This is a genomic window from Turicimonas sp. TL08 (assembly GCF_054660695.1).
Genome location: NZ_BAAGDP010000042.1, coordinates 1 through 8,933, shown reverse-complemented (window position 1 = coordinate 8,933; position 8,933 = coordinate 1). Strand labels below are relative to the sequence as shown.

Annotated in this window: 8 protein-coding genes; 2 read left to right on the top strand and 6 right to left on the bottom strand. The window is 43.3% G+C overall.

What is annotated here, in order from left to right; genetic code table 11:
• Positions 1-111, top strand: a 111-nt coding sequence (locus ACYQ4O_RS12645; protein ID WP_460175833.1) for a transposase, incomplete at its 5' end; no start/stop codon positions are given.
• 330 nt (positions 112-441) lie between these two features.
• Here ACYQ4O_RS12645 and ACYQ4O_RS12640 read toward each other — a convergent pair.
• The 3 genes from ACYQ4O_RS12640 to hrpA all read right to left on the bottom strand — a co-directional run bounded on the left by ACYQ4O_RS12640 (position 442) and on the right by hrpA (position 6,377).
• Positions 442-627, bottom strand: coding sequence for a hypothetical protein (locus ACYQ4O_RS12640; RefSeq protein WP_460175832.1), 186 nt, complete (start codon positions 625-627; stop codon positions 442-444).
• Positions 628-751: 124 nt separating this feature from the next.
• Positions 752-1,861 carry a D-alanyl-D-alanine carboxypeptidase family protein gene (locus ACYQ4O_RS12635; protein ID WP_460175831.1) on the bottom strand — a complete coding sequence of 370 codons (1,110 nt, stop codon included), beginning with the start codon at positions 1,859-1,861 and terminating at the stop codon, positions 752-754.
• Between the two features lie 241 nt (positions 1,862-2,102).
• Positions 2,103-6,377, bottom strand: coding sequence for an ATP-dependent RNA helicase HrpA (gene hrpA / locus ACYQ4O_RS12630; protein ID WP_460175830.1), 4,275 nt, complete (start codon positions 6,375-6,377; stop codon positions 2,103-2,105).
• A gap of 52 nt (positions 6,378-6,429) precedes the next feature.
• Between hrpA and argA the strand changes: the two genes are divergently transcribed.
• Positions 6,430-7,791: an amino-acid N-acetyltransferase gene (gene argA, locus ACYQ4O_RS12625; protein WP_308514574.1), complete on the top strand. Its 1,362-nt coding sequence runs from the start codon at positions 6,430-6,432 to the stop codon at positions 7,789-7,791.
• Between the two features lie 259 nt (positions 7,792-8,050).
• On the opposite strand, the gene ACYQ4O_RS12620 is transcribed toward argA, so the two are convergent.
• The 3 genes from ACYQ4O_RS12620 to ACYQ4O_RS12610 are packed head-to-tail and all read right to left on the bottom strand — an operon-like array spanning position 8,051 to position 8,696.
• Positions 8,051-8,248 (bottom strand): hypothetical protein, encoded by a 198-nt coding sequence (locus tag ACYQ4O_RS12620; RefSeq protein ID WP_460175829.1) that lies wholly within the window; start codon positions 8,246-8,248, stop codon positions 8,051-8,053.
• A gap of 49 nt (positions 8,249-8,297) precedes the next feature.
• Positions 8,298-8,426 (bottom strand): hypothetical protein, encoded by a 129-nt coding sequence (locus ACYQ4O_RS12615; RefSeq protein ID WP_308514569.1) that lies wholly within the window; start codon positions 8,424-8,426, stop codon positions 8,298-8,300.
• Positions 8,427-8,432: 6 nt separating this feature from the next.
• On the bottom strand, positions 8,433-8,696 hold the full coding sequence (locus ACYQ4O_RS12610; protein WP_460175828.1) for a hypothetical protein: 264 nt from the start codon (positions 8,694-8,696) through the stop codon (positions 8,433-8,435).
• Positions 8,697-8,933 lie beyond the last annotated feature (237 nt).

Genomic DNA, 8,933 nt, shown 5'->3' with positions numbered 1-8,933 from the left:
CACCTATGGGGGGATGCTCTCTGGGCTCCTTCTTATTTTGCTGCAAGTTGTGGGGGTGCACCTATTTCTATTATCAAACAGTACATTGAACAACAGAATACGCCTGACTGAAAAAATTATTATATTCGACCCTTATATCACCGTCCTAAAGGACGGTGTTTTACGGGTCGGTCTGATAAAAATAATTCACACACATTTTTTCAAATGGGCTAGCAAAACTCCGCCGTGTAGGATGATGATATAAGACTTCCTTGATAAATAAAGCAACATAATAGAACTACAAGATTTCAAAATCTATCAAAATCAATCAATTTCATTGATATATATCAATTGATTGATAGATAGGCAACTTTTCTATTAAATTTCAATAAGTTATACAAAGAATTCAATTGATGCAATTCTGATACTTTGGCAGGCGTAATACAGTTCGAAAAGTTGCTCCTAGCGTTCCAACTCATCTTTTTGAACGTTACTGAAGACATGAACAAAGGCTACAGTGCGACGATCGTCTGCACTAGCGGTATGAAACAGTTCCCGTTTAAGTTTGACAAGGTCAAAACGACGATAACAAGTTGCTGTGTACTCAGCCTTTAGCTCACCCGATGACTCCTGAGTTGTGACAGACACATCCCGTGCAGAAATGGCCTCAATCATTACTACTAATCTTTTTATTTTAGAAATGCAATGGCACGACGCTGTTCAAGCTCCGGAGCTTTAAATTCTATCCGGTCTTTTAGCTCTTTATCTGCAATTAGTTAGAAGCCTCAGAGGCAGATGCTGTCATGAATTGACCGCTCAACCAGGCCTTAAGCTTTTCTGCATCCTGGTTTCTTGCCGCTTTATTAGGAGAATCTAAGAAGATAATGGCTACTGTTTTGCCGCCAATCTCAGTTTCCATTGCCAAGCAATAACCTGCTGCTGTAGTCAGTCCTGTCTTCTGTAAAGAAACGTCCCAATTGTCGTTAGCGACGAAACTGTTGGTAGTGCGGCTTGTCACCAAACGGCGTCCGACAGGAATCTGAGCCATCGGGGTTGTAGAAAGTTCGCGGATAAGGTCATACTCACCGGCGCTAGCTAACAATCTTGAAAGGTCAAGTGCAGAAGACTTGTTTTCATTGTTCAGACCGATGGAATCATAGAAAACGGAATCAAACATACCAATCATGGCAGCTTTGGTATTCATGTCACGGATAAAACGTGCTTTTCCACCCGGGAAGGTTCTTGCCAAGAAGTGAGCTGCTCGATTATCAGAGCTCATCAAAGCCAGATGCAATGCCTGCTTGCGGGAAAGATACATACCGTTTCTCAATTTGCTGCGGGCGCTGGATCTAACAAAGTCTTCTTTAGTTACTTTGAATTTTTCGTCTAAGGAAACACCGGATTCTACGATGACCAATGCTGTCATTAATTTTGTAATTGAAGCAATCGGAAGTCTTTCATCGGCATTTTTTTCGTAGAGAACTTCGTTGCTGTCCATGTCATAAGCAAGAACCGCTGTGGTCTGAAGTCCCAACGGATCAGAAGAACCTCTGAGTCCATGAAGCTGAGCGTAGGAAGGGCCTCTGACTTTGCGTACGGCATATCTCTTTTTGGAAACTTTCTTGGAAGCGGCAAACTTTCTGCTTGTTGTTGTCTTACCGGCAGTCTTTCTTACTGATTTGTTAGAAGCAGCTACCACCGCTTTTTTACGAACATTCTTCTTTGCAGAGACTTTCTTTGTCTTAACGGCTTTTACTGATTTTTTCTTGACTGTCTTAGTTGCCGTTGCCTTGGATTTTTGAGGTGCTGCGTCGGCAGCCGGAGAAAGCGCTAAAGAAAAGGCTAAAAAAACTGAACAAAAAAAGGACGCCCATGTGCGCATTTACATATTCTCCCGAACCGAGTTATTTGTTTCCTTTTTTTATTTTGACATCTTTTTTATTTACTTAACTAAACTCCATATAAAAAATTACAAAAATGGATAAAACTATTTCTTAAAAAGGGAACTTTCCCTTAAGTAAATAAAACCAAAATAGTTATTACTTGGTAGAAACACCTAGAAAATAGTGTAACGGCTGGAAATATTAATTTATTAATAAATTCCAGCCGAAAAATTAATAATATTAAAAGCCTCGTGAAGAACCGATTAACGAGTCCCAAACTTTGTTCAGTCTTTTAACACTTACCGGCATGGGCGTTCTAAGTTCTTGAGCAAAAAGAGAAACTCTTAGCTCTTGAAGTAAATTCTCAAATTCTTCCAGACGCGGATCTTCTACACCCCTTCTTGCAGCTTTTTCTCGATTGAGCTTTATCGTTAGCTTATTAATCTCTTCTGCTTTTTCCGCATCTTTTGAAGGATCTTTTCTGTACTTTTCTAAACGAACTTCAACCGCTTTTAAATATCTCGGATAATTTCGCAAAATATTAATTGACTTGTTTTCTATAAAATTCTTAGAAAACATTTCTTTTAATTGGGAATTAATATTTTCATTTAATTCCTTAATATTTTTAAAAGCATTAAGTTTCTGGTTTACCCCTGCGGCTTGATTAACGATCTGTTCAATTAATCGCGAAATCTCCAAGGCTATAAGGTTCAATTTACCCTTACTTTCCTGGCACATAACCCCAAATTCTTGTTGGTTGATAGGTAATTTCCCTAGCAAGCAACTTTGTTCAATGGCCGCATTGATTACTTGAGACTTCAAATTTTCAAAGCTTTCAAAAGCTTGTTTCGCAAATGGCAAACTTGAACCGACAATCTGGGCAGACTGAAGAGACTTCAAACTCTTATCTAAATACTTGATTTGCTCTTTAAGCTGGAAACGTATAAGTTTTCTGATGCCTTTTTTATGAACTTCTTTGGCTTCTTCCGGTTCATCAAACACTTCAATGGAGCAATAATCACCGCGATCTGCAATAGCAGGATGTCCAATCAAAGAAACGCCCTTTCTTCGGATTTCCATCACTTCGGGGAGCTCTCCGAAAGTCCAGTCCACAATTTCTTCCTGCAAGTCTTCAGCTACTCTGGAATCCATGGAAGCCACTTGCTGGAAATAATCCTTGGCTTGCTGGCTGAATTCACTTCTAAGCTTCGGAAGACTTCTATCCATTCCAACCTGCCGGCCATGCTCATCTACAACTTTGTAATTCATCCTTAAATGAGGCGGAAGATTTTCTACCTTGAAATCCGTCTTATTGATTTCAATCCGGAATTGCTCTGCCGCCTCGCGGCTAATGGCCTCAAGAAGACCGCCCTCCGGCGTTTCATGAGCCTGCGCAAAACTCTTTGCCCAATCAGGAATCGGAACAAAGTGACGGCGCAGTCTTTGCGGAAGCCCTTTTAAAAGAGCCGCTGTTTTTTCTTTGACCATTCCCGGCACCAACCATTCCATCTGCTCTTCGCTGATTTGGTTCAGAGCGTAGAGAGGAACCGTTAAGGTCACGCCGTCTCTAGGAGAGCCCGGATCAAAGTTGTAGCTGACGGCCATAGGAATACCCGCAGCTTCAATCTTCTTAGGAAAGTATTCGATAGTGATGCCTGAAGCATCATGTCTCATCAAATCCTTCTTAGAGAGGAATAGCAACTTCGGCTGTTTAGCTTCGTTTTCTTTTCTCCACTTTTCTAACGTAGAAACACTGCAGACCTCTGCACCGAGACGAGAGTCATAAAAAGCAAAAATCTGCTCGTCATCGACCAAAACATCCGGACGGCGAGATTTATGTTCCATGTCTCGGATATCTTTAATAAGAGATTTGTTGTGCTGCCAGAAAGGCGCCTGAGAATCAAAATCTTCATTGACCAAAGCCTCTCTAATGAAGATTTCCCTGGCTAACTTCGCATCTTTAGGAGCAAAGTTCACTCGTCTTTGTCCGTAAACAGGCAAACCGTATAACGTGCCTTTCTCAAAGGCAATCACATTTCCGGCGTTTTTCTCCCAATGCGGATCCGACCAAGATTTCTTGATTAAATGTGCACCGACTTTTTCCAGCCACTCCGGTTCTATATTAGCTATGGTACGGGCATACAAACGGGAAGTCTCGACGATTTCGGAAGCCATGATCCACTTACCGGCTTTTTTAGCCAGTGCCGAACCGGGCCACGGCCAGAACTTGATTCCACGGGCTCCGGCAAAGGGAGGGCTTCTCCAATCAGGCTCAACAATCCGATTCCCGATACTGCCGAGCAAGCCGCTTAACAACGCTTTGTGAAGCTGTTCATAGGTTGCGGGCGCCGTATTTAGTCTCCAGCCGAGCTCAGTGACCATTTCTTTGAGCTGACGGTGCACGTCTCTCCATTCGCGCAGTCTTCTAGCAGACAAGAAGTTCGTCTGGAACTGTCTTTCCAGCAAACGATTACTCTTTTTATTTGCTATTGCATCCTGTGCATAGTTCCAAATCTTGAGATAACTCAAGAAATCACTCTTATCGTCTGAAAATTTCTTATGGGCCTGATCAGCCTGCGTCTGCTTATCTAACGGACGTTCTCTCGGATCCTGAACGCTAATGGCCGAAGCGATAATCAGGACTTCTGATAATGCTTGATTATCTTGAGCAGCCTGAAGCATTCGAGCTACTTTAGCATCGACGGGAAGCTTTGCCAATTCTCGGCCGACCTTTGTCAACTCCCCTTCACGAGCCGTTACGGCGTTTAATTCAATCAGCAAATCGTACCCGTCAGTAATAGCTTTAGGCATCGGCGGTTCTACAAAAGGAAATTCCCGGACATCAGAAAGATGCAGAGACTTCATCCGCAGAATGACCGTGGCTAAGGAGCTTCTTAAGATTTCAGGATCGGTGTATTTGGGGCGCTTTTCAAAATCCTGTTCGTCATACAGACGAATACAAATACCGTTGGAGACACGGCCGCAGCGTCCTGCTCTCTGCTGAGCAGCAGCTTGGCTGATTGGTTCAACTTGAAGTTGTTCAACTTTATTACGGTATGAATAACGCTTTACTCGGCCAAGTCCGGAGTCCACTACATAGCGGATGCCCGGGACCGTAATTGAAGTCTCGGCAATGTTTGTCGCGAGCACAATTCTTCGAGCTCCGCTCGGACGAAAAATCCTGTCTTGCTCTTCAATGCTCAGGCGAGAAAACAAAGGAAGAATTTCCAAGCCGGGCTTAGGATTTCTGCCTAATACATCTGCGGCTTCTCGAATTTCCCGTTCTCCGGGCAGAAATACCAAGATATCTCCGGGACCAGAGTGAAGAAGTTCGTCACATGCATCGGCAATGGCCTCCATTAAGGTTCGGTCATCGTTTTCGTCTTCTTCGATAACGGGACGATAGCGGATTTGGACGGGATACAGTCTTCCCGATACATTGATAACGGGAACAGGCTTGCCGCCGTTGACTTGATCAAAGTGTTTTGCAAAACGTTCCGAATCAATAGTGGCGGAAGTAATAATGACCTTCAAATCGGGGCGCTTCGGCAGAATTTGTCGAAGATAACCAAGCAAGAAGTCAATATTGAGACTTCTTTCGTGGGCTTCATCAATGATGATGGTGTCGTATTTTTTAAGAAGAGGATCGGTTTGTGTCTCCGCAAGCAAAATACCGTCGGTCATGAGCTTAATGCTGGCACCGGCTTCCATCTCGTCTTTAAAACGGATTTGATAACCGGCGACCTCACCGACTTTTGTTCCGGTTTCTTCGGCAATTCTTTTTGCGATGGATACGGCGGCAATTCTTCTCGGCTGCGTATGGCCGATAAGTCCCTTTTGTCCTCGACCTAACTGAAGGCAGATTTTAGGAAGCTGAGTAGTCTTACCCGAACCGGTTTCTCCGGAAACAATCACAATCTGATTATTCTTGATGGCCTCACGGATGTCATCGGCCCTTTCAGAAACAGGAAGGTTTTCCGCCAGCTCTAATTTTGCAGGAACGTTTCGGAAAATCTCACGGCTTTCTTTTTCCCCGCTGACTCTTACGCGTCTCGGTTTGTTCTCCGTTTTCGGCTTGGCAGGTTTAGCGGGTCCGGTCTTCTTGACCTCGATTTTCTTTAAATCGGCTAGAGAAGTTAACTTTTGCTCTTTTTCTTGGCTGGGAACCGGCTTTGTTTTCTTTTTTTCTTGCCGAACTTCAGGTTTCCGGGTCTTTTCTTGCTTTTTAAGATCCGAACCTTCTTGCGGAAGGGACTGCTTGCTCGGCGCCTGTCCCCTTCCCTTGGAAGCGGCAGGTTTATTTCTGCCTGCAAAAGCCATTAACTCTTTGAGCTGTTCCGATGTAGCCTGCTTTGCGCCGGAAACTACCATCTTAGGCTGTAGTTTTTTCTTCTTCGTGAAATTCGTTTCTTGAGCAGAAGCCACTGCCTCAATTTCAGGCTGTTTTGCTTTAACTTCCTGCCATTTATCTTTTAAATCTTGGAGTGAAGAACTCATTGCTTTAATTTTTCTCATAACGAGCTCATTATAATTATTTGAATTCGGCAATCTTTTTTGAGAAAGACTCATGACGGACACACAAGAAGAGAAAAACTTAGAACAAGAGGAGCTCCAAGAAGAGGAAGAGTCCATTGCTCCCTGGGTGCAATGGTTCAGAGGAGTTGCTCCGCATATCCACTCTATTAAAAATCAGACTATCGTTATCGCCGTTTCCGGGGAAATGATTGAACGAGGCAAGCTGGAAAGTTTTATTCATGACGTCAGCGTTATTTCCGCTCTCGGCTCCAAACTTGTCTTGGTTTACGGAGTCCGTCCGCAAGTTGAAAGACTCTTAAAGCTGCAAAACATCCAGCCTTCTCTTTCCAACAACATTCGTATTACAGATCCGGAGACCCTTTCCTGCGTCAAAGAAGCCGCAGGCGAAGTCCGCCTGGATATTGAAGCTGCTTTTTCTCAGGGGCTGCCGAACACTCCGATGGCGCACAGCCATGTGAGAGTCGTCAGCGGCAATTTCGTTATTGCCCGTCCTCTCGGAATTATTGACGGCATTGATTTCAAATTAACGGGAATTGTCCGCAAAGTGGACTCCGAAGCCATTCATCAGCAGCTTAATAACAAGAATATCGTGCTGGTTGCTCCTTTAGGTTTTTCTCCGACCGGAGAGGCCTTTAACCTTACTTTGGAGGATGTTGCATCTTCCATTGCGGGTGCAATTAAAGCCGACAAGCTGGTTCTTCTGTCTGATGTTGACGGAGTAAGACGATTCGGAGAGGTCATCAGCGAGCTGACCGCTGAACAAGCCGAGGAGTTTGTAGAGAAAGGCCTGGTTGATCAAGAAGACATTTACAACCTAGGCTATGCCTTAAAAGCCATCAAAAAAGGCGTGGACCGCGTGCACATTATTCCGTACTTCCTGGACGGCGGCATTCTCGGAGAGCTGTTTACGCATGATGGGGTTGGCACTTTGATTACTGAAGAGCATATGGAATCCATGAAGACCGCCACCATTGACGATCTTCAAGGCCTCATTAAGCTTCTTCAACCGTTGGAAGAAGACGGAACTTTAGTTAAGCGTCCGAGAGAGAAACTGGAAGCCGATATTTCTAAGTTTATTGTTCTTGAACACGACGGCATTATTTACGGCAGCGCCGCCTTATATGCCTTCCCTGAAGAAAAAATCGGTGAAATGGGTGCCTTGACCGTCCATCCCGACTATCAAGGCAAAGGCGAAGCCGACAAGCTTTTAAGACAAATCGAAAAACAAGCCAGAAAAGAGGGCCTTACCCGTTTGTTTGTCTTGACAACTCGAACCGCACACTGGTTCTTGAAGAAAGGCTTTAGAGCAGCCTCCTTAGAAGAGCTCCCTCTCAAGAAGCGAGATCTTTACAACTGGCAAAGAAGATCGCAGATTTTTATCAAAGACCTTTAAGAGCCTATAAACCGCAATCACAAATGAATTGAGCGTACCGAAGATTTGCCGATACGCTCAATTTGTTTTTACCGTTTCTTCAACGGCATTCAGTTGTCTTTCATAGCCCCTTCTTCTCCAAGATCCGAGAGATTGAAGAAAAGTTCATTTCCATTGTTCTTAACATTTAAGCCTTCATGAAAACCGTCACCGAAGCAGGTGGGGTATAGCTTTCGACATTGTTTTTTCGTTAATGAATTATGGAATGGCTTTCCTTGCTTTAGCCCGCTGAAGTTCGAAGAGTTAGTTGGATTTTTTGAATATGCTCCAAGCTCAAGCCTGTTATGGCAACAATTTTTTCTAATGGTTCATCGCATTTAAGCATTTTTTTCGCAATTTCAACCTTTTCCTCAGCTTTACCTTCAGCTAATCCTTCAACTTTACTTCTCTCTGCAATGATTTGTTCGATGCCTTTCATTTCTTTATGCCGGAGCCAAAATGGATTTTTTGAGATTCTTGATTTCTTCTTAAGAAAGACCTGTGCTTTTGGAGATTCCTTCTAAAGAACCGATTCCAAGCATAAAGAGGTTTTTAGCAATTTCAGCTTTTCCTTCAGCCTTGCTTCTTTCCGCAATGATTTCTTCGATTCCTTTCATTTCTTTTTACGCCGGAGTCAAAAGGGATTTTTTGAGATTCTTGACTTCTTCTAAAGAAAGACCAGTGCTTTTGGAGATGCCTTCCAAGGAAAGAACGTTAAGCATAAGAAGGTTTTTTGCAATTTGAGTTGCGATTTCAATCTTTCCTTTAGCCTCTCCTTCAGCCTTGCTTCTTTCAGCAATGATTTCTTCGATTCCTTTCATTTCTTTTGCTCCTTCCTCAGTTTCTTTGAAAAATTCAACTCGTTCTTTCAACATGGCGTTTTTCATCTGCTTCGCTCCTTTAGCAGTGAACTACCGCAGACTGATCTTTGGAACCCGGAGCAAAGTCAAGGAGAAAAGTCAGTAAATTCCCTAATCTTGCGAGGCAAGATTCAAAATTTTTTTATTCCGTGTGAAGTTGGTTGAAATTCAGATCCACTCAATCTAACTCAATACATGGAAGTGGCCAATCTACCAATCTTTTCAGGCTGTTTAAAAAGTCGCTATTAACTTTCTTTGCCTACC